Annotated in this window: 22 protein-coding genes; 12 read left to right on the forward strand and 10 right to left on the reverse strand. The window is 63.9% G+C overall.

All coding sequences use genetic code 11. The annotated features are described in order from the left end of the window. Window positions 1-154: 154 nt before the first annotated feature. Both BC443_RS09855 and BC443_RS09860 read right to left on the reverse strand, forming a co-directional pair. Window positions 155-1,003, reverse strand: coding sequence for a M90 family metallopeptidase (locus BC443_RS09855; protein WP_071231670.1), 849 nt, complete (start codon window positions 1,001-1,003; stop codon window positions 155-157). A 7-nt stretch (window positions 1,004-1,010) separates the two neighbouring features. Then, window positions 1,011-2,573 (reverse strand): bifunctional GNAT family N-acetyltransferase/carbon-nitrogen hydrolase family protein, encoded by a 1,563-nt coding sequence (locus BC443_RS09860; protein WP_071231671.1) that lies wholly within the window; start codon window positions 2,571-2,573, stop codon window positions 1,011-1,013. 211 nt (window positions 2,574-2,784) lie between these two features. Between BC443_RS09860 and BC443_RS09865 the strand changes: the two genes are divergently transcribed. From BC443_RS09865 to BC443_RS09875, 3 genes are read left to right on the forward strand one after another with little or no spacing between them, the layout of a single operon-like run. Beyond that, on the forward strand, window positions 2,785-3,975 hold the full coding sequence (locus BC443_RS09865) for a porin (protein WP_083387319.1): 1,191 nt from the start codon (window positions 2,785-2,787) through the stop codon (window positions 3,973-3,975). 10 nt (window positions 3,976-3,985) lie between these two features. Next, a complete protein-coding gene (locus BC443_RS09870; protein ID WP_071231673.1) occupies window positions 3,986-4,414 on the forward strand; it encodes a hypothetical protein in 429 nt (142 codons plus the stop codon). Between the two features lie 4 nt (window positions 4,415-4,418). Continuing rightward, the gene (locus BC443_RS09875; protein ID WP_071231674.1) at window positions 4,419-6,014 is read left to right on the forward strand and encodes a sensor domain-containing diguanylate cyclase; all 1,596 of its coding nucleotides are present in this window, start codon (window positions 4,419-4,421) and stop codon (window positions 6,012-6,014) included. Between the two features lie 65 nt (window positions 6,015-6,079). On the opposite strand, the gene BC443_RS09880 is transcribed toward BC443_RS09875, so the two are convergent. Beyond that, window positions 6,080-6,700: a flavin reductase family protein gene (locus BC443_RS09880; RefSeq protein ID WP_071231675.1), complete on the reverse strand. Its 621-nt coding sequence runs from the start codon at window positions 6,698-6,700 to the stop codon at window positions 6,080-6,082. 138 nt (window positions 6,701-6,838) lie between these two features. Then, window positions 6,839-7,087: a GlsB/YeaQ/YmgE family stress response membrane protein gene (locus BC443_RS09885; protein ID WP_071231676.1), complete on the reverse strand. Its 249-nt coding sequence runs from the start codon at window positions 7,085-7,087 to the stop codon at window positions 6,839-6,841. Between the two features lie 199 nt (window positions 7,088-7,286). Here BC443_RS09885 and BC443_RS09890 point away from each other — a divergent pair, with 199 nt between their 5' ends. After that, a complete protein-coding gene (locus BC443_RS09890) occupies window positions 7,287-8,240 on the forward strand; it encodes an LLM class oxidoreductase (protein ID WP_139284288.1) in 954 nt (317 codons plus the stop codon). Between the two features lie 73 nt (window positions 8,241-8,313). Here the strand turns inward: BC443_RS09890 and BC443_RS09895 are convergent, their stop codons facing one another. Together BC443_RS09895 and BC443_RS09900 are read right to left on the reverse strand one after the other, a co-directional pair. Continuing rightward, window positions 8,314-9,039, reverse strand: coding sequence for a dienelactone hydrolase family protein (locus BC443_RS09895; protein WP_071231678.1), 726 nt, complete (start codon window positions 9,037-9,039; stop codon window positions 8,314-8,316). Between the two features lie 163 nt (window positions 9,040-9,202). Beyond that, on the reverse strand, window positions 9,203-10,120 hold the full coding sequence (locus BC443_RS09900) for an AraC family transcriptional regulator (protein ID WP_170835871.1): 918 nt from the start codon (window positions 10,118-10,120) through the stop codon (window positions 9,203-9,205). Window positions 10,121-10,306: 186 nt separating this feature from the next. Between BC443_RS09900 and BC443_RS09905 the strand changes: the two genes are divergently transcribed. Continuing rightward, entirely contained in the window at window positions 10,307-10,708 is a 402-nt protein-coding gene (locus tag BC443_RS09905) for a VOC family protein (RefSeq protein ID WP_071231679.1), read from the forward strand. After that, the gene (locus BC443_RS09910) at window positions 10,705-11,682 is read left to right on the forward strand and encodes a saccharopine dehydrogenase NADP-binding domain-containing protein (protein ID WP_071231680.1); all 978 of its coding nucleotides are present in this window, start codon (window positions 10,705-10,707) and stop codon (window positions 11,680-11,682) included. The genes BC443_RS09905 and BC443_RS09910 overlap by 4 nt, the downstream gene beginning before the upstream one ends. Here BC443_RS09910 and BC443_RS09915 read toward each other — a convergent pair. Further along, window positions 11,669-12,169 carry a TetR/AcrR family transcriptional regulator gene (locus tag BC443_RS09915; RefSeq protein ID WP_210766273.1) on the reverse strand — a complete coding sequence of 167 codons (501 nt, stop codon included), beginning with the start codon at window positions 12,167-12,169 and terminating at the stop codon, window positions 11,669-11,671. The two genes, BC443_RS09910 and BC443_RS09915, sit on opposite strands and share 14 nt — an antisense overlap. A 71-nt stretch (window positions 12,170-12,240) precedes the next feature. Here BC443_RS09915 and BC443_RS09920 point away from each other — a divergent pair, with 71 nt between their 5' ends. The 3 genes from BC443_RS09920 to BC443_RS09930 all read left to right on the forward strand — a co-directional run bounded on the left by BC443_RS09920 (window position 12,241) and on the right by BC443_RS09930 (window position 14,065). After that, window positions 12,241-12,960, forward strand: a complete 720-nt coding sequence (locus BC443_RS09920) for an SDR family oxidoreductase (protein WP_247643256.1) — start codon at window positions 12,241-12,243, stop codon at window positions 12,958-12,960. Between the two features lie 52 nt (window positions 12,961-13,012). Next, complete coding sequence (locus tag BC443_RS09925) at window positions 13,013-13,462, forward strand: VOC family protein (protein WP_247643257.1); 450 nt, start codon at window positions 13,013-13,015, stop codon at window positions 13,460-13,462. Window positions 13,463-13,540: 78 nt separating this feature from the next. Then, window positions 13,541-14,065 (forward strand): YgjV family protein, encoded by a 525-nt coding sequence (locus BC443_RS09930; protein ID WP_071231682.1) that lies wholly within the window; start codon window positions 13,541-13,543, stop codon window positions 14,063-14,065. On the opposite strand, the gene BC443_RS09935 is transcribed toward BC443_RS09930, so the two are convergent. Next, window positions 14,053-14,742 carry a glutathione S-transferase family protein gene (locus tag BC443_RS09935; protein WP_071231683.1) on the reverse strand — a complete coding sequence of 230 codons (690 nt, stop codon included), beginning with the start codon at window positions 14,740-14,742 and terminating at the stop codon, window positions 14,053-14,055. The genes BC443_RS09930 and BC443_RS09935 overlap by 13 nt on opposite strands. 235 nt (window positions 14,743-14,977) lie before the next feature. Between BC443_RS09935 and BC443_RS09940 the strand changes: the two genes are divergently transcribed. Next, window positions 14,978-16,780 (forward strand): assimilatory sulfite reductase (NADPH) flavoprotein subunit, encoded by a 1,803-nt coding sequence (locus BC443_RS09940; RefSeq protein ID WP_071231684.1) that lies wholly within the window; start codon window positions 14,978-14,980, stop codon window positions 16,778-16,780. Between the two features lie 182 nt (window positions 16,781-16,962). Beyond that, the gene (locus tag BC443_RS09945; RefSeq protein WP_071231685.1) at window positions 16,963-18,726 is read left to right on the forward strand and encodes an NADPH-dependent assimilatory sulfite reductase hemoprotein subunit; all 1,764 of its coding nucleotides are present in this window, start codon (window positions 16,963-16,965) and stop codon (window positions 18,724-18,726) included. A 50-nt stretch (window positions 18,727-18,776) separates the two neighbouring features. Here BC443_RS09945 and BC443_RS09950 read toward each other — a convergent pair whose 3' ends face one another. Continuing rightward, window positions 18,777-19,610, reverse strand: coding sequence for a citryl-CoA lyase (locus BC443_RS09950; protein WP_071231686.1), 834 nt, complete (start codon window positions 19,608-19,610; stop codon window positions 18,777-18,779). Window positions 19,611-19,621: 11 nt separating this feature from the next. Beyond that, entirely contained in the window at window positions 19,622-20,782 is a 1,161-nt protein-coding gene (locus BC443_RS09955; protein WP_071231687.1) for a CoA transferase, read from the reverse strand. Window positions 20,783-20,998: 216 nt separating this feature from the next. On the opposite strand from BC443_RS09955, the gene BC443_RS09960 reads away from it, so the two are divergent. Further along, window positions 20,999-21,664, forward strand: a complete 666-nt coding sequence (locus tag BC443_RS09960) for a helix-turn-helix domain-containing protein (protein WP_071231688.1) — start codon at window positions 20,999-21,001, stop codon at window positions 21,662-21,664. The last annotated feature ends 43 nt before the right edge of the window (window positions 21,665-21,707 follow it).

Raw genomic sequence — 21,707 nt, forward strand, 5'->3', positions numbered from 1 at the left:
TCACTGAACACGCGGCCGCGCAAGACGCTCGACTGGCGCACGCCGCTGGAAGTCTACGCCGAGGTGCTCAAGAAATCAGTCGCTGGACCGAGCACCCTTCAATAGCGTTGCGCTTGGAACTTGAGACCGCCCTATCTAAATCGCTGGTTTATGATTAGTCGTTTAGATCTATTTTGTTTTTCCTCAATACATCCCGCCCAAAATACCGCTTCAGCAGGTCATAAAGCTCAGGATATACCTCAACCAACTGATCCGGGGCGCTGAAGAAGAGTTCACAGCAGACGGCGAAGCATTCGCCGGGGTGGGTGGCGGCGTAGTCGTCGATGGGGGTGGGTTCGTCGCGGGCGATATGGGCTTGCAGGTCGTCCCACACGGCGGTGAAGACGCGGTGCCACTCCTTGGAGGTGACGTCGCTCGCGGCGGCGAGCGGGGGGAAGCCATCGACATCCTGCGAGTTGCCGAGGTCGAGCTTGTGGGCGAATTCGTGAAGGATGACGTTGTAGCCGGTGTAGTCGCCGCTGTCGGCGACATCGGGAATCGCCAGCACCACCGGGCCGCGCCAGGAGGTTTCCCCGGCGCGTTCGTCGACGTATTCATGCATCACGCCAAAGTCGTCCATCTCCTCGACGTGGCGATGAAAGGCATCCGGCAGCAGGATGATTTCGGTGACGTTGTCGAAGGCGGCGCTGGCGTCGCGGTCCGACCAGCCCAGGGTCAGCAGTTCGGCCTGGGCGGCGATGGCGAGCAGGGCGGCATCGTCGAGCTCGACGCCGTCGCCCGCGACCCAGCGCTTGCCGTGCAGCAGTTGCCAGGCGCGCGGGCCGAGACGTTCGGCATCAGCGTCGTCGAGATCGGCCAGCAGCGGCAGGCCGTGGCGGATCGGCCGCCACGCCTCCGGGTCGAACGGGGGGCACGAGCGCTGCCGGGCGTCGTGCCGGTTGCCTTTACGATCCTGCCGCCAGGCTTTCCACCAGCCCTGCCACCCGCCTTTCAACAAGCTCATGTCCCGCTCAGCTCTCTTCCTGACGCGCCCCGGATTTCCACGACCAGTCGCGCAGGCGCAGGTCGAACAGGTCCAGACGGCGGTCCTTGAGGTTGGTCACCGCGCCTTCGGAACGCACCAGCTTGAGCTTGGTCAGGTCGAGGTCCGAGAACATCACCATTTCGGTGTTGGGCGTGGTCTCCGACAGCACGGCATCGTGCGGGAAGGCGAAGTCCGACGGCGAGAATACCGAGGACTGGGCGTACTGGATGTCCAGGTTCTCGATCGAGGGCACGTTGCCGACGCTGCCGCAGACGACCACGTAGCATTCGTTCTCGATCGCACGGGCCTGGGCGCAGTGGCGCACGCGCAGGTAGCTGTTCTTGGTGTCGGTCCAGAACGGCACGATCAGGATGTCCATGTCCTGCTCGGCGAGCAGGCGCGGCAGCTCGGGGAACTCCACGTCGTAGCAGATCAGGATACCGACACGGCCGGCATCGGTCTCGAACACCTGCAGTTCGTCGCCGCCCTCGACCACCCAGTCGCGGCGTTCCTGTGGCGTGATGTGCAGTTTGGCCTGGCGGTCGATTTCGCCGTCCCGGTGGCACAGGTAGGAGACGTTGTAGAGCTTGCCGTCCTCGCCGATCTCGACCATGGAGCCGGCGACGATGTTGATGTTGTAAGAGACCGCCATGCGCGAGATTTCGGTCTTGAAGCGTTCGGTGAAACCGGCCAGGAACTGGATCGCCTCGACCTGATCGGTCTGGTCGGTGAGCGCCATCAGCGGCGTGTTGAACAGCTCCGGGAAGACCGCGAAATCGCTCTGGTAGTCGGAGATCGCATCGACATAGAACTCCACCTGTTGGAGTACCGACTCCACCGAATCGAATTCGCGCATCTGCCACTGCACGGCACCGACGCGAACCTGGGTGCGCGGCGTCTCGATCACCCGGCTGGCCGGCTCGTAGAGGATATTGTTCCATTCCAGCAGGGTAGCGTAGCCCATCGACTTCTCGTCTTCGGGCAGATATTTCTTCAACAGCCGCTTGACCAGGAAGTCGTTGGCCAACTGGAACGACAGGATCGGATCGTGGAATTCCTTGCGCGCCACCCGCTCGATGTACTCGGTCGGGGACATCTCCTCGGCGTGCTGGTGATAGCCGGGGATGCGTCCGCCGGCGAGAATCGCCCGCAGGTTCATCGAGCGGCACAGATCCTTGCGCGCTTCATAGAGGCGTCGGCCGAGCCGGTAACCGCGATAGGCGGGATCGATCAGCACGTCGAGACCGTAGAGCGCGTCGCCCTCGGGATCGTTGAGAATGATCTCGCGATGGCCGATCAGTTCGTCGTACTTGTGCGGGTTGGAAAAGCGTTCGTAGTTCACCTGCACCGTCAGCGCGACGCCGACGATCTTGCCGTCGTCCTCCACGATGATCTGGCCGTCGGCGAACTCGCCGATCAGCTTGTCGATCGTCAGCTTCGACCAGGCACCGCCGATGTCGTCATACACGGCATCCATCAGCCGTTTGAGCTGGGGGTAATCCTCGGGGGTGAGGTTGCGCAGGTTGAGGTGCAGTTCTTCCAAAGACATTGAGCGCCGGACTCCATGAGAAAAATAGGAGGGAGATAGAGACAAAGTCTAACACGCCGCGGCTCTGCGCCCTTGTGTCAAAAGGGGGCTGGATAACCCAATGGCTGTCGATCGACCCTACAGAAAGGAAGCGAACTGCCGACAATATCTCTGGTTATCCTAATTTTCCTTTGCGACGGCGAAGTTTCAGGGCTCCCGTCGGAGATGCGGCATGAAACGATTACTACCGGTCTGTGCGGGGCTGGCCATGGCGGCGCTGGCCTGCTCCGCCGAGGCCCGACCGCTGACGGACGACGGACGGCTGACGTTCAGCGGATTCGGTACGCTGGGGTTGATCCACAACAACCTCGACGAGGCGGATTTCACCCGCGATATCAGCCAGCCCAAGGGCGCCGGCGAAGGCTGGAGTGCGCGCACCGATTCGATGTTGGGCGCCCAGGTCGGCTACCGCTTCACCGACGAGCTGGATTCGGTGGTGCAGGGGATCAGCCGCTACCACGACAGCGGCGATTTCAGCCCCGAAGTGAGCTGGGCGTATCTGCGCTATCGGCCGGACCCGGGCGTGCAGCTGCGCGTCGGCCGGCTTGGCTGGGACGTCTATCAGCTCTCCGATTCGCGCTACGTCGGCTATGCCTACCCTTGGGTGCGGCCGCCGGTGGACCATTTCGGCACGCTGCAGCTGACCTACATCGATGGCGTCGATGTCACCTTCAAGCAACCGATCGGCAGCGACCTGGTGCTGCTGAAACTTTACACCGGCCGCTCCGACGGCGACGTCTTCATCGGTGAGGGTATCGAGACCCATTTCGATGTCGACAAGGTCTATGGCGGCCACCTCGATTACGAGACGGGGCCGTGGCGATTCCGAGCGGGTTACACTGAAGTCGAGTCCGATATCACGTTTTCCGGCGATGTGCCGGATCAGCTCGATGCCCAGTTCGATCAGATCCGTGCGTTCAACCCCTTCTTCGACCTGACCGCTGACGGCGTTCTCGGCGATGCGTTCGGCTTCGATCGGCTCAAGCTCTACTCGCTGGGAGCGGTCTACGATCAGGGCCCCGTCCAGCTGCAGGCAATGTGGAATCGTAGCAAGACCAGCGCAGACGGGGCCGTGGACTCGGGGTTCGTCTCGGCGGGCTATCGCATCGATCGTGTCACGCCCTATCTGGTCTACTCACAGGTCGAGACGACGTCTGACGGCGAGGGCGGCAGCGAGGGCGACTTCAAGCAGCGGACCTATTCGGTGGGCGCACGCTATGATTTCACGGCCAACATGGCCCTGAAGGCGCAGCTGGATCGCGTTCACGTTCAGCGCCCCGGGTTCTTGTGGCGAGACATCGACAGCGACTGGAACGGAGGCTGGGGATCGATCTTCAGCCTCGGTCTGGACTTCATTTTCTAGGGGAATGTCCATGAACCGAGTCCAACGGCTTCTCATCGCCTCAACCCTTTCCGCCACCCTGGTCGCCGCCGTTCCCGCCAGCGCCGACATCGCGGTGGTGGTCAACGCCGGCAGCGGTATCGATCGGCTGACCCGGAGCGACGTGGTCAATATCTTCATGGGGCGCTATCGCAAGCTGCCCACCGGCAACGTCGCGCTGCCGGTGGATTCGTCTTCGCTCAAGGCGCGTTTCTACCGGGCGCTGGTCGACAAGGATTTGGCGGAGATCAACTCCTACTGGGCCCGGCTGGTGTTCTCCGGTGAGGCATCGCCGCCGCAGCAGATCGTCTCCATCGGTGACGTGCACCAGTTGGTCATCCAGAACATGAACGCCTTGAGCTACGTCGACAGCAGTCAAGTACCCGCCGACATGCACGTCGTGCTGACGTTGAGCGAGTGATCGCATGTCTCGCCTGTTGTTGCTGCTGCATACCCGGCTGGCGCTGCGTACGACGGCGATCATCCTGCTGATCGTCACGCTGCTGGGCGTCCTGTTCCTCGCGCTGGCCGTCTACCTGCGGGCGGAGAGCGTTCAGCGGGAACAGCAATCGCGGGTGCAGGAACTGCTGACAACGGTGGAGCGGACCGCCCAGATCGGCTGCTTCCTGGGGGATCGGCAGCTGGCGCAGGAGGTCACCGACGGCCTGCTCAGCAACAATATCGTCAGCGCCGTGCGCATCGATGCCAGCGACGGTACGACCCTCGCCAGCGGTCGCGCCGACCCGGAAGGGGAGCCGGCGGCCAGTGTCGTCCGGGACGTCTCCTCGCCGTTCGAGCCGGGAACGTCGGTCTGCCGGATCACGGTGGCGCCCGACCAGGCCTATATCGACAAGCTCGTGGCGCAGGCCTCGAACTTCATCGGCGGCGCGTTGCTGCTGCAGCTGATAGGCATCGGCTTCTGTGTCGTGCTGGTAGTGGTGAAGTTCGTCACGCGGCCGATCACCGGCCTCTCGCATCGGCTGAGCGAGCTGGAGGCGGAGACCGGCCAGCAGTTGCAGGCGCCGCGCGGCAACAAGGATGACGAGATCGGCCAGCTCGTCATCAGCGTCAACGCCATGATCGACAACCTGGTCCAGAGCCTGGGCGAGGAGCGCCGGCTACGGCTCGAGCGCGAGGTCGAGGAGCGCCGCTATCGGGCGATCTTCGACAACGTGGAAGCGGGGATCTTCGAGCTCGACAGCGCCGGCTTCGTCCGCTCGGCCAACCCCGCGTTCCGGCGACTGTTCGACATGGCGAGCGGCACCGACCTGGAGCGCCATCCGGTCGCTTTCGCCTTGCTGGTGGGCGACGGCGAGGGTGCGACGCACGCTTTCGCCGTTGACGACGAGGCCGGCGGGTACGAGCGACAGTGGGAGGTGGCGCTGGACAGCGGCGAGGGGCAGCGCTGGGTCAGCCTGATCCTGAGTCCGCTCGAGACGGGGCGGCTGCAGGGCGTGGCGCACGACGTCACCGAGCGCAAGCGAGCCGCGGATGCCGCCGAGCAGATGGCGATGACCGATCCCTTGACCGGGCTCGGCAATCGTCGTGGCTTCGATCATCGCCTGGCGGTGATGGCGCGTCACCATCGTCTGTATCCGGAGCGCTGCCATGCGCTGATCACGCTGGATTTCGATCATTTCAAGCAGATCAACGATACCTACGGCCATCAGATCGGCGATCGCGCACTGTGCCATGTCGGCGCCATCCTGGCGGGGCTGATGCGCCAGCGTGACTACGTCGCCCGGCTGGGGGGCGACGAGTTCGTCGTGCTGCTGGAAGGGTGCAATCAGCGCAGCGATGTCGAGGTCGTGCTGGAGCGTTTTCTCCACCGCCTACGGAAGCCGCTCGAGGTGGAGGGCGATATCGAGATCGTGATCGGAGTCAGTATCGGCATCGCCATGGTGGGGCTGGATACCGATGATGCCGAGCAGGCGGTGCGGTTCTCCGACATCGCGATGTATGCCGCCAAGCGTGCCGGCCGCAATACCTGGCGATTCTACGAGCCCGCCACTCAATCCTGAGTCACCTTTGGGCCAGGATTCACCAGATCGCCCGGGTCCGCCACGTCACCCGCGGCTGTCACCCGTCAACTCGGCCGGTACATCTTGAAGTTCTGGTCCGGGCTGATTTCGAAGTAGTCGGCCGGGCCGCCGCCACGCAGAATCGGCCGGGCGGCGGCGGTCTGGTAGATACCGTCCTCGAGCAGCGCCGAGTCGATATGCACGCCGACGACTTCGCCCAACACCAGCCAGTTGTCGATATCCTCGCCCGCGGCCGATTGCAGCCGAAGGGTCTGCGTCATCCGGCACTCGAACACGACCTGCGCTTCCTTGACGTGGGGAACGCCGATGACGCGGGATTCTTGCGGCGTCAGACCCGCCAGCTCGAACTCGTCGACCTCGGCCGCTACCGATGCCGAACTCTGGTTCATCGCCTCGGCGAGGGCATGCGTCGACAGCTGCCAGCAGAACTCGCCGGTCGCCTCGATGTTGCGCACGCTGTCCTTATAGCCCGCGCTGGAGAAGCCGATGATGGGCGGCGTGTCGGCGAACGCGTTGAAGAAACTGTAGGGCGCCAGATTCAGCCGGCCTTCGCGATCCCGCGAGGAGATCCAGCCGATCGGTCGCGGCCCGACGATCGCCTTGAAAGGATTGTGCGGTAGTTCATGACCGCGACTCGGTTCATAGAAATGCGCGTTGCTCGGCATGCCGAATGATCCTGAGGGAGTATCAGAAGCGGGAGGGTTTCTTGCGTACTGACGAAGGGTATATCGACTGAAGAGGGAAGAGAAGCGAGCCACCGGCTTGGTGGACGGGCCGCCGAGCCGGGGTGATCGGTGATGGCGCTACTTGCGCACGACGCGATAGATGATCAGCAGCACGATCGCACCGAGGACCGCGATCAGGAAGCTGCCGATATTGAAGCCGGATACGTCACCAAACCCTAGCGCGGTCCCGATCCAGCCGCCGACGACGGCACCGAGAACCCCGATGATGATGGTGACGATGAAGCCACCCGGATCCTTGCCTGGCATGATCATCTTGGCGATGGCGCCAGCGATCAGGCCGAAGATGATCCACGCAATAATTCCCATGGCGTCTGTCCCTGTTTGATTCATGGTTTGGGCATGCCTTCCTGCATGCCCTTTGGACACTAGTCGCAGATCGGGAATACGACAAGCGCGGATCGGGGCTATCATCGTTGCCTTGCGCCTTGTTTCCGGGGGGCATGATTCGTGACGCGGCCCGGACAGCGCATTCCGATATATCGATCGAATGTTCAAGGAGGGGGTCATGTCTGCTGGCGGAGCCGAACAGGCGATCGTTCGGCGCGTGATGGCGCCGGATCGGCTGTCGATCGGATTGACGCTGCCGCTGATGCCGAGCGGTCAGGAAGTGGTCGATGTCACCGAACAGCGGCGTCTGGCTAAACTCGCCGACAGCGCCGGATTTCGTGCTCTCTGGATTCGGGACGTGCCGCTCAACAGCCCAGATTATCCTGATCCGGTCGGTCATCTGGATCCCTGGAGCTGGCTGGGCGCCCTGGCAGTGGAAACGCGGCAGATCGCGCTGATCAGCGGCGCCATCGTGCTCACCCTGCGCCACCCGCTGCATATCGCCAAGGCGGCGGCATCGGTCGCCACGCTCTCGGAAGGTCGTTTCATCCTCGGGCTGGGATCCGGCGACCGGCCGCCCGAATTTGCCGCTTTTGGTAAGGACGTCGCCGAGCGGCGGCGCCTGTTCGCGGATCACTGGCGGGTGGTGGCAAAGGCGTTGAGTGCGTCACAGGAGATCGTGCCGGATCGGCATGATACGGATTCGCCGGATTTCCAGCTGCGGCCGCTAGCCCCGGAGCCCGTGCCGCTGCTGGCGGTCGGTTCGGGAGGGCAGAGCGTCAACTGGATTGCCCGCCACGCGATCGGCTGGATGACCTATCACCGCGAGCCGGCGCAGCAGCGCGATCGCTACCGGATGTGGCGGGCCGCCGTGGAGCAGAGCGTACCCGGCGAGTTCCGCGGGTTCGGCGAGGCGATGCGCCTTGATCTTGCCGCCGATCCGGGCGCCCCGGCGATGCCGATCGACCTGGGCTATCGCGCAGGCCGTAATGCCCTCATCGACGTGCTCGAGGCGCTCAGAGAGATGGGCGTTCATCACGTTTCCCTGAATCTGCGTCTCGAGGAGCGGCCAGCCGATGCCATCATCGAGGAGCTGGCCGCCCACGTCCTGCCCCATTTTCATCGGCCCTGATTCATCAACCCTGACCGTTCAGGACTCGCGCTGGAACGATCCTATCCGTTCCGGCACGAGCTCGACTCGTTCCTCACTCGGAGTGGCTGGCCAGGAATGTCAGCGTGCGGCCATGAGCCAGCGCGGAAGCATGCTGGTTGTAGCTCGCCCGTGCCCAGCAGTTGAAGCCGTGCTCGGCGCCGCCATACAGATGCACTTCGACATCCTTGTTGCCGGCAAACGCCTGGCGGGTCTGTTCGACCTGCTCGAGCGGGATATGGTCATCCTCGGCGCCGAAGTGGAACTGAACGGGCACCTTGAGCTCGTTGGCGCGCGGCAGGTATTCGGTCACGCCGCCGGCGTAGTAGCAGATCGCGGCGTCGACACCGGCATCCAGGGCGCAGAGGTAGGAAAAGACGCCGCCCATGCAGTAGCCCACGGAAGCGATGGGGCCGTCGCAGACGGGGCTTGCCCGCAGCGCCTTGGTGGCCGCACGGAGGTCGCTGACCGCCGTCGGATAATCGAGCGCCTGCTTGTGGGCGACCGCCGCTTTCCAGTCGTCGCCGTCATAGCCAAGTTCGACGCCCGGCTCGTCGCGCCAGAACATGTCGGGCACGATGACGCTATAGCCATCCATCGCATACTGTTCGGCGACGCCACGCATGTGGCCGTTGACGCCGAAGATCTCCTGAATCAGCAGGATGCCGGGCCCTTTGCCCTTGTGCGGCAGCGCCTGGTAGGCCTTGAAGGTTTTGCCGTCCTCGGCGGTGATCTCGATCCATTCGGTCCTGATGTTCGTCTGGGAATCGCTCTGAGACATGGTCTCTCCTTGTGGGCGGTTGGCTGAACTTGAGATAAACGGTGAAGCCCGAGACGGGAAGTTTAGCAGGCAATGGAAAAGACGAGAGTGCCGCGCTTCCCGAATCGTCAGGTGGCAGTAAAACCCGCGCCACACGCCGGTCGTCGGCGCGCCGAGGCGGCTTTCAGCGATCGGGCGATCGGCCGCGCCCCTTGGTTTCCCCCAGAATCCTCGCGCTATCCCGGGCGGGAGGCAGCCCGAATACCCGGGCGTAATCTCGGCTGAACTGTGTCGCGCTTTCATAGCCGACCTCGAAGGCGGCGCTAGTGACGCTTCTGCCGCTGGCTACCATGAGTGTGCGCGCCTGGAGCAGTCGAACCCGTTTCTGGTACTGCAGTGGACTTAACGTCGTAACCGCTTTGAAGTGCCGATGGAAAGCGGACACGCTCATCGCCGCTTTCCGGGCGAGTGTTTCCACTCTGATCGGTCTGGCGAAGTCCTGCCGGATCCACTGAATCGCGAGACTGACCCGGGCCATGGCGGTATCCGGCGCCGCGATTTCACGCAGCATCCAGCCGTGAGGGCCTTGCAGGACGCGGTAGAGAATTTCCCGTTCGTACACCGGGGCGAGGGCCGCGATCTCTTCCGGGCTGTCCATCAATCGCAGCATGCGTAGCCACGCGTCCATCAACTTCGGCGTGACTGCAGCCACCGAAAATCCTGCGTTGTTGTCGTTCTCGCTTTCGTCACCCCCGGCAGGCGTAGGCAGGTCGGTCAGCAGCGTCGAGAGCACGGCGGGGTCGAGCGTCAGGCTCAACGCGAGGTAGGGATCCCCCGAAGCTGCCGGATGCACCGATCCCACCGCCGGCAACTCGATGGACATGACGAAATAGGTCGCCGGGTCATAGCGCAGCGTGCGGTCACCGACGGTCATCGTCTTGCTGCCCTGCAGGATCAGGTTGACCATCGGCTCGTAGACGGCGGCTAGCATGTGTTCCGGAATCTCGCCCTGAACCATGGCCACGCGTGGGATGCCCGTTTCGGTACGGCGATTCCCGGCCCCGGCAGCCAGGGAGCGAAGCTCGAGCAGTTGATCGTTCATGGCGGGCGGCTGGTCGTTCATGGCGAGCGGTTGGGTGGTTATGAAGAGATATGCTGATCCCGGGTGCGCACCCGCGCAAGCAAAAAGCAGAAACGGGCAGGTTTCGGGCAGGAACGGCTGAGCCCGCGATGAGGGTAATGGTTACGGTGGTTGCTGACGATAGCGTCCGAACAGCGAGGCCACCACATGCTGGATCATCTTTTTTTATCCGTCAGCGACATCGAACGCTCGATTCGTTTCTACGAGGCCGTGCTCGCCCCGCTGGGGATCACGGCGCGGCTCGATTACGACGGCAAGGACGGCCCGCCGGACCATCCGGATCTCAAGGGCTTCGGCGCCAATGGCCGAATGTTCTTCTGGCTACGTGAGGGCGTGGTCGAGGGACGGGCCGTTCACGTCGGTTTCGTGGCGAACAGCAAGGCGGAGGTCGAAGCGGCCTACGCCGCGGCCATGGCGAGCGGCGCTGTCGACAAAGGCGCACCCGGGGCACGGCTGCATTACGACCCCGACTACTACGCCGCCAACGTTATGGACCCCGATGGTTACAGCCTCGAATTCGCCTACAAGAACTGGCAGCACGCCCGATGAAAACACTCCTGATCTACGGTGCAACCGGCTATACCGGCCGCATGGCGGCAGCGCATGCCAAAACGTTGGGGCTCGATTTCGAGATCGCTGGGCGCAATCGGCAAACGCTGGCCTCTCTCGCCGAGGCGTTGGCGGTTCCCTTTCGGGTATTTGAGGACGATGCCGATGCAGCGCAGTCCCTGGCCGGTATCGATGTGCTGCTGAACTTCGCAGGCCCTTTCGCGCAAACGGCGGAGCCACTGATGCGGGCGCGCCTCGAGGCCGGCGTCGATTACCTGGACATCACCGCCGAGATCAACGTCTACCGGCTGGCGGAACGGCTGGGCGCCAAAGCGGCCGAGGCCGGCGTCATGCTGCTCCCCGGCGTGGGCTGGGACGTGGTGCCGACCGATTGCCTGACAGTGCACGTCGCGCAGCGTGTGCAGGAGCCGCGGTCGCTGAGGGTGGCGCTTCAGGTTCCCGGTTCCATGTCGCGGAGCTCCGCCATGAGCGTCAGCGAGATCATCGGCGCAGGTCTGTTGGCGAGGGTCGACGGCCATCTCGTTCTCACCCCCGACGCGCAGCCGCGAGACTTCGATTTCGGTGAAGGCCCGGTGCAGTGCGCGCCGCTGTCGTTCGGTGATCTGGTGACCGCTTGGCACTCTTCCGGCATCCCCAATATCGCCATGTTCGTGCATGTCAGTGGTGATGCGTTCCCCGAAGGCGATTTATCGCTGCTGCCTGATGGCCCGACCGCGGAGCAACGCGATGCCCATCGCGCCCGTGCGATGGCCGAGGTAACGGCGGCTGACGGCACGGTGGTCCGATCGATGATCGAAACCGTCAATGGCTATACCTACACACCGCTGGCGGCCGTTGAGGTTGCACGCCGGGTGCTCGAAGGGGAACGTCGGACGGGTTTCGAAACGCCAGCGCGGGTGTTCGGTGGCGGATTCGCCGAGACCATCGAAGGGACGACCATCACGGATTGCTAGAGACCGAAGCCGCTTTGGACTCCTCGGACTCCGCTTCCAGTTCACGCGCGATGAATCGCCCGGTGGTCCGGGCGACTTCCGTCAGGCGCTCGTAGGGCATGCCGTGGCAGGCCGAGGCCGACAGCCCACGCAAGGTGACCACGACATAGTCGGCCAGCGCCTGTGCTTGCGGTGGATGGACCTGATCGAGGTAGGCACGAATCGCCTGGAGCCCACCGCTGGCAAGACTCTCGGCCATCTGGCGGGCGGCCGGGTCATCTGCCCGCATTCCCTCCGTAATCATGCAGCCACGCAGCAGGCTGTCTCGCCCGTATTGTTCGGCAGCGGCGAGCAGCAGCGCGGGAAGCGCTTCGGCAGGGGGGCGGTCTGGGGCCAGTAACTCGTCCAGCGGCAGGGTGTTTTCCTGCGCATAGCGCAGCATGGCCCGCTCGAACAGCGCCGCCTTGCTGCCATAGGCGGCATAGAAACTGGGCGGTCTGATGTCCATGGCTTGGGTCAGATCAACAAGGCTGACCGCGTCTTGCTCAGGTAAATGTCATGTCATTCGAAGATAAGGTCGTGCTGGTCACCGGTGGGTCATCTGGTTTGGGGCTCGCGATTGCGCGGGAGTTCATTGAACAGGGCGCTCGCGTGGTCATTTCCGGACGCCGGCAGGAGGCGCTGGACGAGGCCTTGTCCAGCTTGGGCGACAAAGCGGTCGCGATTGCCGCCGATGTTTCGAACAGCTCTGATCTGGCCTCGCTCTTCAGCCGTATCGAGGCGCTTCATGACCGTCTCGACATCCTGATCGCCAATGCCGGGACGGGGGAAATCACGCCACTGGGTGCGATTACCGAAGCAAGCTTCGATCGGCTTTTCAATATCAACGTGAAAGGGGTGACGTTTACCGTCCAGGGCGCGCTGCCTCTGATGCCCCAAGGGTCCAGCATCGTCATCATCGGCTCGACTGCCTCGATGAATCCCGGCCCGGGCTTGAGCGTCTACGGCGCCACCAAGGCCGCTCTGCGTGCCATGGTTAGAAGCTGGATTCTGGACATCAAGGGTTCCGGCGTTCGGATCAATCTTCTCAGTCCCGGCCCTGTCGATACTCAATCTCTGCGAAGCATGCTGGCCGATGACGCGGAGCAGATCATTCAAGCGTTCAGCGAAAAAAGTACGCTGGGGCGGATCGGCGAGGCGCACGAAATCGGCAAGGCTGCGGCATTCCTGGCAAGCGATGCCTCGAGCTATATCAACGGCGTCGAGCTGTTCGCCGATGGTGGCGCGTCGCAGGTCTGATCAGCCTTTGAGGCGTTCATCCATACCACTGGAACCACAGCGTACAACAACCATGACCATCCTCGATCACATCGAATTCGCCGTGCGCGACGCTGAAGCCTCGCGTCGCTTCTACGAACTGGCCCTCGCGCCGCTGGATATCGTCCGGGTCATCTCTGTCGGGCCCGAGCGCACTCGCACCGGAGGCACACGCCACGGCTTCGGCAGGGACGGTTACCCCAGCCTCTGGATCCACGATAACGAGGCGCCTGGAGCGGGTACGCACATTGCCTTTGCAGCGCAGAGCCGCGCCATCGTCGATGCCTTTCATCAGGCCGCCCTGAAGGCCGGGGTATCGACAACGGCCCGCCCGGCGTCCGAACGCATTACCACGACCACTACTACGCGGCGTACGTATTGGACCCGGACGGTATCAATGTGGAAGTGGTGTGCCAGGACGCTTTTATTAACACCCCCTGACGGCAGGAGAGGGCCGAGGGCTTTACATGCCTTACTCTTTTGATGGTGATGCTTCGGTCGCGGTCCGAACCGTCTAGGCTGAGGGCTTTCAAGCCAATCCTGCTCAGACATTGGGAGCTGCATGGACGCCTACAACATGACCTGGATCTCCGCCCAACTGGTCGGGTTCGTCGCCCTCGGCTTCATCATCGCGGCGTTTGCCAGTCGTCAGGACGACCGGTTGCTGCTTTACCTCATCTTCGCCAACGTGGCCTTCGCCGTGCATTTTCTGCTGTTCGGCGAGGCAGTCGCCGCCGGCATGTCGGGTCTGGTGGTCGTCAGGATCTGGCTGGCACGGCGCTTCCCGCGTCGCCAGGGAATCATGTGGCTGGTGCTGATCGCAACGGTGGCGGTCGCCGTGGCGACCTGGCACTCCTGGTACGACATTTTCCCGCTGCTCGCCGCCGTCTTCGGCACCCTGGCGATGTTTCTGCTGCGCGGCCTGCCCATGCGCTCGCTGCTGGCGGGTGCCGCGTTATGCTGGCTCGCGAATGCGCTGATCATCGGCTCGATCGGTGGCGCCATCGCCGAATTGCTGGCGCTGGGCACCAACCTGATCACCATGTGGCGAATACAGCGGTCGAAGCGGCGGCTTCAGGCTGGCTGACGGCGATCGGCAAGCACGCGCCGGTCACGAATGCAGTCGGCCTCGTGAGGCTCGTCGATCCACGGCTCGGCGATGCCCTGTTCGATCCATTCCGCGACCGCCGAATGCGCGAGCAAACGGTCGGCGTAGGCCATGGCGGCCATGCCGAGTTCGATGCCGTAGCCGCGCAGGCGTACCGCGACCGGGGCGAACATGGCATCCACGGCGGTGAAGGCGTCGCCGGCGAGCCAGGGGCCGCCGAAAGTCTCCAGCCCTTCCTGCCACAGGGCGTCGAGTCGAATCAGGTCCTTCTCTAGCGACTCGCTCGGGGTATCCAGATCGATGGTCAGCGAGCAGTTCATCGAACACTCGTCGCGCAGCGCGGCAAATCCGGAATGCATTTCGGCGCTGGCGCAGCGTGCCCAACTGCGGGCGGCACGATCGGCAGGCCAGACAGCCGGATGATCCTCGGCGGCGTATTCCAGAATGGCCAGCGAATCCCATATGACTTGCTCGCCATCGTGCAGGCAAGGGACCTTGGCGGTGGGCGAGAAGTGCGTGAATGCCTGCTGCTGGCCGGCAGCTTCGAACGGCGTCAGTACCTCCTCGAACGGGATTTCCAGCGCGCGCAGCAGCACCCAGGGCCGCATCGACCAGGAAGAGTAGTTCTTGTTGGCGATGAAGAGTCGATAGGTCATGGTTGCCTCCGCTGTCGGGGGAAAGCTCGAGTATGCGATTTCGGATTTGATACGCAAAGCCCTGAGTACTCGATCGAATAAGGACAGCGCCGATCGAACTTTTTGATTCTTTTACCTGCCCTAACATTCAACAATTAACCGACTAGGCTTTAGTCAATCGATTTCGAGAGCGCGTTTCGCGCCATTTCGTTCAATTACCGGTTTATCGGTTACCGGATATGCCGAGAGGTCATGGATGGCTCCCAACTCGCTGACCGACACCAATAGTCCCTTGAGTGCCGATCAGGCTAGGCGCGTGCAGCAGGCGCTGGCGGATCTGGATGCCGCCCAGCGGCAGTGGCTGAGCGGATATCTGGCCGGCCTCAACGCCCAGTCCGCAGGGGCGTCCCAGGCCGGTAATGCGCAGACGGCGCCAACGCCTTCCGCCGCGCTTACCGTGCTCTACGGCAGCCAGACCGGCAATGCCGAAGGGGTGGCCGAGCTGGCCGCCGAGCGCGCCCGCGCCCAGGGATTCGACGTCACGCTGGCGAGCATGGCGGACGCCGGCAAGAAGACCCTGAAGGCGGTCGAGCGGCTGCTGGTCATCGTCAGTACCCAGGGCGACGGCGACCCGCCCGATCCGGCACTCGAATTCCACGAGCTGATGATGGGCCGCAAGGCGCCGAAACTGGCGGGGCTGCGTTTCGCCGTGCTGGGTCTGGGCGACGCCAGCTACGAGCACTTCTGCCAGACCGGCAAGGAGTTCGACGCCCGGCTTGCCGAACTCGGGGGCGAAGCGATCCTCGAGCGGACCGATTGCGACGTCGACTACGAAGAGAAGGCCGAGGCCTGGATCGACCGGGTGCTCGAGTCGCTGGCCGGCGATCTCGCCACGCCGCCACCGGCCCAGGCCGCTGACGGCGACATGTCGCAGAGCGCTCAGCCGCGCTACTCCAAGAAGCATCCGTTCATGGCCGAGGTGCTGACCAGCCAGCCGCTCAACGGCCGCGGTTCTGACAAGCAGACGCTGCATCTCGAGCTGTCGCTGGAAGACTCCGGGCTCGAATACCTGCCGGGCGATGCCGTCGGGGTGGTGCCGCAGAACGATCCCGGCCACGTCGACGAGCTGATCGAGATGCTCAAGTTCGACGCCGAGTCGCCGCTGGAGGAAGGGCGCGTGCTGCGCGACGCGCTGCTGACGGACTTCGAGGTGACGACGCTGACGCGGCCGTTCCTGCAGCAGTGGGCGGAATGGTCGCAAGCGCCGGAACTGCGCCGGCTGCTGGGGGAAGACGCCCGCGACGAGTTGCGCGACTGGCTGCAGGGGCGCCATATCATCGACGTGATCGAACAGTACCCGGTCGACGGGATCGATGCCGCCCAGTTCTCGGCCGCGCTGCGCAAGTTGCCGCCGCGACTCTACTCCATCGCCTCGAGCCAGGCCGCGGTTCCGGACGAAGTGCATCTCACCGTTGCCGTGGTGCGCTACGCGACTCACGGGCGTTCCCGCAACGGCGTGACCACGAGTTACCTGGCGGACCGAATCGAGCCCGGCGACCGCGTGCCGGTCTACATCGACCGCAACAAGCAGTTCAAGCTGCCCGACGATGACGAAGCGCCGCTGATCATGATCGGCCCTGGCACGGGCGTCGCCCCGTTTCGCGCCTTCCTGCAGGAGCGAGAGGAGCGTGGCGCCAGCGGCGACAACTGGCTGTTCTTCGGCGACCGTCATTTCCGCAGCGATTTCCTGTATCAGGCGGAGTGGCTCAAATGGCGCCAGCACGGGCTGCTCACGCGCCTCGATGTCGCCTTCTCCCGCGATCAGCCCGAGAAGATCTACGTTCAGGACCGACTGCGCGAGCAGGCGGAAACGCTCTACGCCTGGCTGGAGGCGGGCGCCTATGTCTACGTCTGCGGCGATGCCGAATTCATGGCGCCGGACGTACATCAGGCACTGCGCGACGTCATCCGCGAGCAGGGTGGGCATGGCGAAGCCGGCGCCGATGATTATTTGCGTCAGATGCAGCAGGAGAAGCGTTATCAGCGCGACATCTATTAGAAAACTGTCTGCACTCGCCCATACGTCGTTAAAAATCGGCCCTCGATGCTCATTGACAACCACGTTAACTCCGCATGAGTGCCGATTTTTGCCTAGTCTGGCCTTCGTTCGATCAGTTTTCTGGCGATTGCGGTACGACGACCAAATAGATACGACATCTAGCTCCAGTAGAGGAGGCCGACATGGACATCATCGCCAAACTGCGTGACGTACCCTGGGATGAGTTGCATCCCAACGAGCGACTCAAGGTGGAAAGTGATTATCTGCGGGGCTCGCTCGAGGAGGGGCTGGCGGATCGCGCCACTGGCGCCGTGGCCGAGAACGATACCCAACTGACCAAGTTCCACGGTTTCTACCAGCAGGACGACCGCGACCTGCGCGACGAGCGTCGGCATCAGAAGCTCGAACCGCTCTACAGCTTCATGGTGCGGTTGCGGCTGCCCGGCGGGCTGGTCACGCCCGCACAGTGGCGGACCCTCGACGACGTCGCTTCACGCTACGCCAACGGCACGCTGCGGATCACGACCCGCCAGACGTTCCAGTATCACGGCGTGCTCAAGGAGAACCTGCGCCCACACCTGCAGACGATCCATCAGGCGATGGTGGACACCATCGCCGCCTGTGGCGACGTCAATCGCAACGTGATCTGCACCGCCAACCCGCATCGCTCGGCGGTGCATCGCCGGGTCTACGAGCTGAGTCACGAGATCAGCACTCGCCTGCTGCCTCGCACCCGGGCCTATCACGAGATTTTTCTGGGCGAGGAACGCGTGGCGGGCGGCGCCGAGGAGCGCACGGATACGGCGGCAGAGGGCGATTCACAGTCGCTCGATCCCAAGGAGCCGCTCTATACGCGTCACTATCTGCCGCGCAAGTTCAAGGTGGCGCTGGCGATTCCGCCGGAAAATGATGTCGATCTGTTCGCCCACGATGTCGGTTTCATCGCCGATGTGGTCGACGGAGAGCTTCACGGTTTTACCGTCTGCATCGGCGGCGGCATGGGCATGACCCATGGCGAGCCGGCGACCTTCCCGCGGCTTTCCGATCCGATCGGCTACTGCACGCCGGAAGCGGTGCCCGCCGTGGCCGAGGCGATCATGCTGGTGCAGCGCGACAATGGCAATCGCCGCGACCGCAAGCAGGCACGCTTGAAATACACCGTCGAGGAGATGGGACTCGACGCGTTCAAGGCGGAGGTGGAACAGCATCTGGGCGAGCCGTTGGCGCCGGCGCGCGAGTACCACTTCGACAGCAACGGCGATCGGCTGGGCTGGGTGCAGGGAGACGACGGCCTCTGGCACTATGGCCTGTTCGTCCAGAACGGGCGCCTCGCCGACTTTCCGGATGGCCCGCAGCTACGCACCGGTCTGAGGGAGATCGCCGAGCAGCATGACGGCGATCTGGTGCTCACCACCAATCAGAACGTGATCATCACCCAGGTCGACGAGTCCCGCCGCGAAGCCATCGACGTGCTGCTGGATCGCCACCGGCTGGTCGCGGAAACCTCACCGCTACGACGCAACGCCATGGCCTGCGTGGCATTCCCGACATGCGGGCTGGCAATGGCGGAAAGCGAGCGTTACCTGCCCACGCTGATCGACAAGCTCGAAGCCGTGATGCGCGAAGCCGGGCTCGCCGACGATGCCATCATCGTCCGCATGACCGGCTGCCCCAACGGCTGCGCGCGACCGTATCTCGCCGAGATCGGCTTCGTCGGCAAGGCGCCGGGGCACTACAACCTCTACCTCGGCGGCGGCTTCAGCGGCCAACGGCTGAACAAGCTCTACCGCGAGAACATCAATGAAGCGACCATCCTCGAGGCACTGACGCCGCTGATCCAGCGCTACGCCGCCGAGCGCGAAGACGGCGAGCCCTTCGGTGACTTCGTGATTCGCACGGGAGTCATTGCAGAGACCAGGGCCGGGCGCGAGTTTCACGAGGCCTGAGCGCTCCCGAGCGGGGAGCGGGTAATGTGGCTACGTGTGGCTACGTGTGATTACTCCCGCTCCGGCACCGGACGCTTGGCCGGGCCGCCGTAGGGCCATAGCCAGCCCTTGGGCATCGGCCCTTTGTTGCGTCCGCCCTGGCACTGCTGTTCCCAGGCGTGGGCGAGGATGCCGACCGAGCGCGAGAGACAGAACAGGCCGCGTGCCAGCGGGGCGGGGAAGCCCAGTTCGGCGTAGATCACGGCGGTGGCGCCATCGATGTTGAGCGGGATCGGCTTGCCTTTCATGGCGATCAGCTGACGTTCGACCTCGCGGGCGATGGCGACGAAGCCGCCTTCGACCTCGCCGCGCCCGGCGGCTTCTTCCACCAGCTGCAGCAGTCGCGGTCCGCGAGGATCGACGGGATGGAAGCGATGGCCGAAGCCGGGAATGATCTTCGTCCGGCTGCGCTGCCATTCGGCGATGCCTTCCTGAACGGCGGTTGCCAGATCCGCTCCGCCGGCCTGGTGCTCCTGAATCGACCGATACAGTTCGACGGCCTGCTCGCCGGCGCCGCCGTGAACGTCATCGAGCACGTTGACGGCGGAGGCCATGGCGTTGTTGATGCTGCTGCCGCAGGTCACCGCCATCCGCGCGATGGCGATGCTCGGTGCCTGGGGGCCGTGGTCGACGGCACTCATCAGTGCCGCTTCCAGCAGGGCGGATTGCGGCCGGGTGGGCAGTTCGCCACGGGTCATAAGCCACACCATGTCGGCGAACCCGACGTTGCCGATCAGCTCCTCGATGGGATAGCCGCGATAGCGGATCTCGCCGGGGCGCATGTCGATGATGTCGGTCTTCCACCATTGCTGGGCCTGGTAGTCGGGCGCGTGAGTGTCGGTCATGGGGTTCTCCGTTATTCGTCGTTGGCGGCGTGCGCCGGTAACAAGGTGGCGTTGTCCTGACCCAGGCGCGGTGGGGGGGAAGCGACGCGGGGCGCCTGGCCGTCGAAGCGATAGCCGCCGCTGACCACTTCCAGCGGCCGGCCGATCGGGGAGGTCTCGAAACGTTCGATCAGCCCTCGATCGCGAACCTGCGGGTGTGCCAGCGCTTCGGCGACGCTGTAGACAGGGCCGGCCGGAATGCCGGCTTCGACCAGCCTTGGCCACCAGTATTCGGTCGTTTCCCGCTTCAATACCGCTTCGATGCAGTCGCTCAGCGCCCGGCGATTGTCCAGCCGCGCCTGGCGCTGGGCGAAGCGGGCGTCGGCCAGCCATTCCGGATGTTCGAGCAGGTGGCAGATCGCCTCGAACTGCTCCTGCTTGTTGGCGGCGATGTTGATCAGGCCATCGGCGGTCGCGAAGGTGCCGGACGGGCTGGCGGTGACGTTGTCGTTGCCCAGCGGCTGCGGCGGCTTGCCGGCGACGAGCAGGTTGGATACCGCCCAGCCCATGGTGGCGAGCACGGATTCGAGCATCGAGATGTCGACGAAATGCGCCTTGCGCGGCCGTTCGGCCAGAGCCGCGTTGATCGCCATCGCCGCGGTCAGGCCGCCGACGGTGTCGGCCAGCGGATAGCCGACCCGATAGGGCGCGTTTTCCGGCGCGCCGGTGATGCTCATCACGCCAGCCATGCCCTGGATGATCTGGTCGTAGGCCGGATAGTTCGCCAGCGGGCCGTCCTGGCCGAAGCCGGAAATCGCGCAGTAGACCAGCTCGGGATTGGCCTGGCGCAACGTCTCGAAACCGAGCCCGAGGCGCTCCATGACGCCGGGGCGGAAGTTCTCCACCACGACATCGGCGGTCGCGACCAGTTCGAGAAAGGCATCGCGGTCGTCCGGCTGCTTGAGATCCAGCGCCACCGAGCGCTTGCCGGCATTCTGGGCGAGAAAGGAAACGCCCATCAGCTCGCGGTTCAGGTCAGGGTCCGCGCCGAGCTGGCGAGCGAGATCGCCTCCCTGGGGGCGTTCGACCTTGATCACCTCGGCGCCGAGATGGGCAAGCTGGTGGCAGCAGAACGGCCCGGCCAGCACATTGGTCAGATCGAGTACCCGGTAACCGGTCAATGGCGACGACATAATTCCTCCTGATGAAACCTATTCTTTTAGAGAGAATATTGTTCGCCGGGGTGAGTTGCAATACCGTTTTGCCTGTCGCAACATTCGCCATTAGTCCAAGCTGCACCAGTAATCCAAACTAGCCAGTAATCCAGACTGTCCAGTAATCCAGACTGTCCAGTAATCCAGGCTATCCAGTAATCCAAACTACGATCACCAGAAACCAAGGAGCGTCCTATGGCCCAGCGGCGTGTCGAAGCCGTCGAGCGAGCGCTGACCCTACTCGAAGCGTTCTCCCAGGAGCGGCGCGAGTTTTCGTTGACCGAACTGGCCAATGCGACAGGGTTCTACAAGAGCACCATCCTGCGGCTGATGGCCTCGCTGGAACACTTCGGATATGTCACCCGTGACGAGCGGGGTATCTATCGGATCGGGCCGGCGGTGTCGCGCCTGGCGCCGCTGGCGGGCGAGGGGCCGCAACTCGAGAATCTGGTAAGGCCGATCCTGGAGTCGCTGCGCGATGCCAGCGAGGAGACCGCCTCCTTCTATGTGCGCGACGGTGACCACCGGATCTGCCGTCTGCGCGAGAACGGGCGGCTGGAAGTGCGCCATCACCTGGAAGAGGGCGTCAGGCTGCCTCTGGGACGCGGCGCGGCTGGCCGGGTGCTCAATTACGAGACGCCTCGAGGCCAGGTAGCGGTATCGAGCGGAGAGCGACAGGCCGGCCTGTCGGCGGCGGCCATCGGCATCTACAACGGCGAGGGCGAGTTGATGGGGGCGCTGGCGCTGTCCGGGCCCAGCGAGAGATTCAACCAGGCGGCGAAGGATCGTCACGTGCCTCTGCTGACGCAGTACGCGCCGCGCCTCGAGCGGCAGTGGCCGCGTTCGCTGCGCACTGCCTGACACCGCCGCCTGGAGTCATCGAGTCCAGTCGCCAAATCGGAAC

Source organism: Salinicola sp. MIT1003, from assembly GCF_001858555.1.
Classification (GTDB): domain Bacteria; phylum Pseudomonadota; class Gammaproteobacteria; order Pseudomonadales; family Halomonadaceae; genus Salinicola; species Salinicola salarius.

What these genes read in the sequence shown, in the direction of transcription:
- BC443_RS09900 (WP_170835871.1), bottom strand. Translation starts at nt 10,120, where the DNA reads ATGAACGATCAACTGCTCGAGCTTCGCTCCCTGGCTGCCGGGGCCGGG.
- BC443_RS09925 (WP_247643257.1), top strand. Translation starts at nt 13,013, where the DNA reads ATGACCATCCTCGATCACATCGAATTCGCCGTGCGCGACGCTGAAGCC.
- BC443_RS09910 (WP_071231680.1), top strand. Translation starts at nt 10,705, where the DNA reads ATGAAAACACTCCTGATCTACGGTGCAACCGGCTATACCGGCCGCATG.
- BC443_RS09960 (WP_071231688.1), top strand. Translation starts at nt 20,999, where the DNA reads ATGGCCCAGCGGCGTGTCGAAGCCGTCGAGCGAGCGCTGACCCTACTC.
- BC443_RS09880 (WP_071231675.1), bottom strand. Translation starts at nt 6,700, where the DNA reads ATGCCGAGCAACGCGCATTTCTATGAACCGAGTCGCGGTCATGAACTA.
- BC443_RS09940 (WP_071231684.1), top strand. Translation starts at nt 14,978, where the DNA reads ATGGCTCCCAACTCGCTGACCGACACCAATAGTCCCTTGAGTGCCGAT.
- BC443_RS09890 (WP_139284288.1), top strand. Translation starts at nt 7,287, where the DNA reads ATGTCTGCTGGCGGAGCCGAACAGGCGATCGTTCGGCGCGTGATGGCG.
- BC443_RS09870 (WP_071231673.1), top strand. Translation starts at nt 3,986, where the DNA reads ATGAACCGAGTCCAACGGCTTCTCATCGCCTCAACCCTTTCCGCCACC.
- BC443_RS09875 (WP_071231674.1), top strand. Translation starts at nt 4,419, where the DNA reads ATGTCTCGCCTGTTGTTGCTGCTGCATACCCGGCTGGCGCTGCGTACG.
- BC443_RS09915 (WP_210766273.1), bottom strand. Translation starts at nt 12,169, where the DNA reads ATGGACATCAGACCGCCCAGTTTCTATGCCGCCTATGGCAGCAAGGCG.
- BC443_RS09930 (WP_071231682.1), top strand. Translation starts at nt 13,541, where the DNA reads ATGGACGCCTACAACATGACCTGGATCTCCGCCCAACTGGTCGGGTTC.
- BC443_RS09905 (WP_071231679.1), top strand. Translation starts at nt 10,307, where the DNA reads ATGCTGGATCATCTTTTTTTATCCGTCAGCGACATCGAACGCTCGATT.
- BC443_RS09950 (WP_071231686.1), bottom strand. Translation starts at nt 19,610, where the DNA reads ATGACCGACACTCACGCGCCCGACTACCAGGCCCAGCAATGGTGGAAG.
- BC443_RS09955 (WP_071231687.1), bottom strand. Translation starts at nt 20,782, where the DNA reads ATGTCGTCGCCATTGACCGGTTACCGGGTACTCGATCTGACCAATGTG.
- BC443_RS09885 (WP_071231676.1), bottom strand. Translation starts at nt 7,087, where the DNA reads ATGGGAATTATTGCGTGGATCATCTTCGGCCTGATCGCTGGCGCCATC.
- BC443_RS09865 (WP_083387319.1), top strand. Translation starts at nt 2,785, where the DNA reads ATGAAACGATTACTACCGGTCTGTGCGGGGCTGGCCATGGCGGCGCTG.
- BC443_RS09855 (WP_071231670.1), bottom strand. Translation starts at nt 1,003, where the DNA reads ATGAGCTTGTTGAAAGGCGGGTGGCAGGGCTGGTGGAAAGCCTGGCGG.
- BC443_RS09895 (WP_071231678.1), bottom strand. Translation starts at nt 9,039, where the DNA reads ATGTCTCAGAGCGATTCCCAGACGAACATCAGGACCGAATGGATCGAG.
- BC443_RS09945 (WP_071231685.1), top strand. Translation starts at nt 16,963, where the DNA reads ATGGACATCATCGCCAAACTGCGTGACGTACCCTGGGATGAGTTGCAT.
- BC443_RS09935 (WP_071231683.1), bottom strand. Translation starts at nt 14,742, where the DNA reads ATGACCTATCGACTCTTCATCGCCAACAAGAACTACTCTTCCTGGTCG.
- BC443_RS09860 (WP_071231671.1), bottom strand. Translation starts at nt 2,573, where the DNA reads ATGTCTTTGGAAGAACTGCACCTCAACCTGCGCAACCTCACCCCCGAG.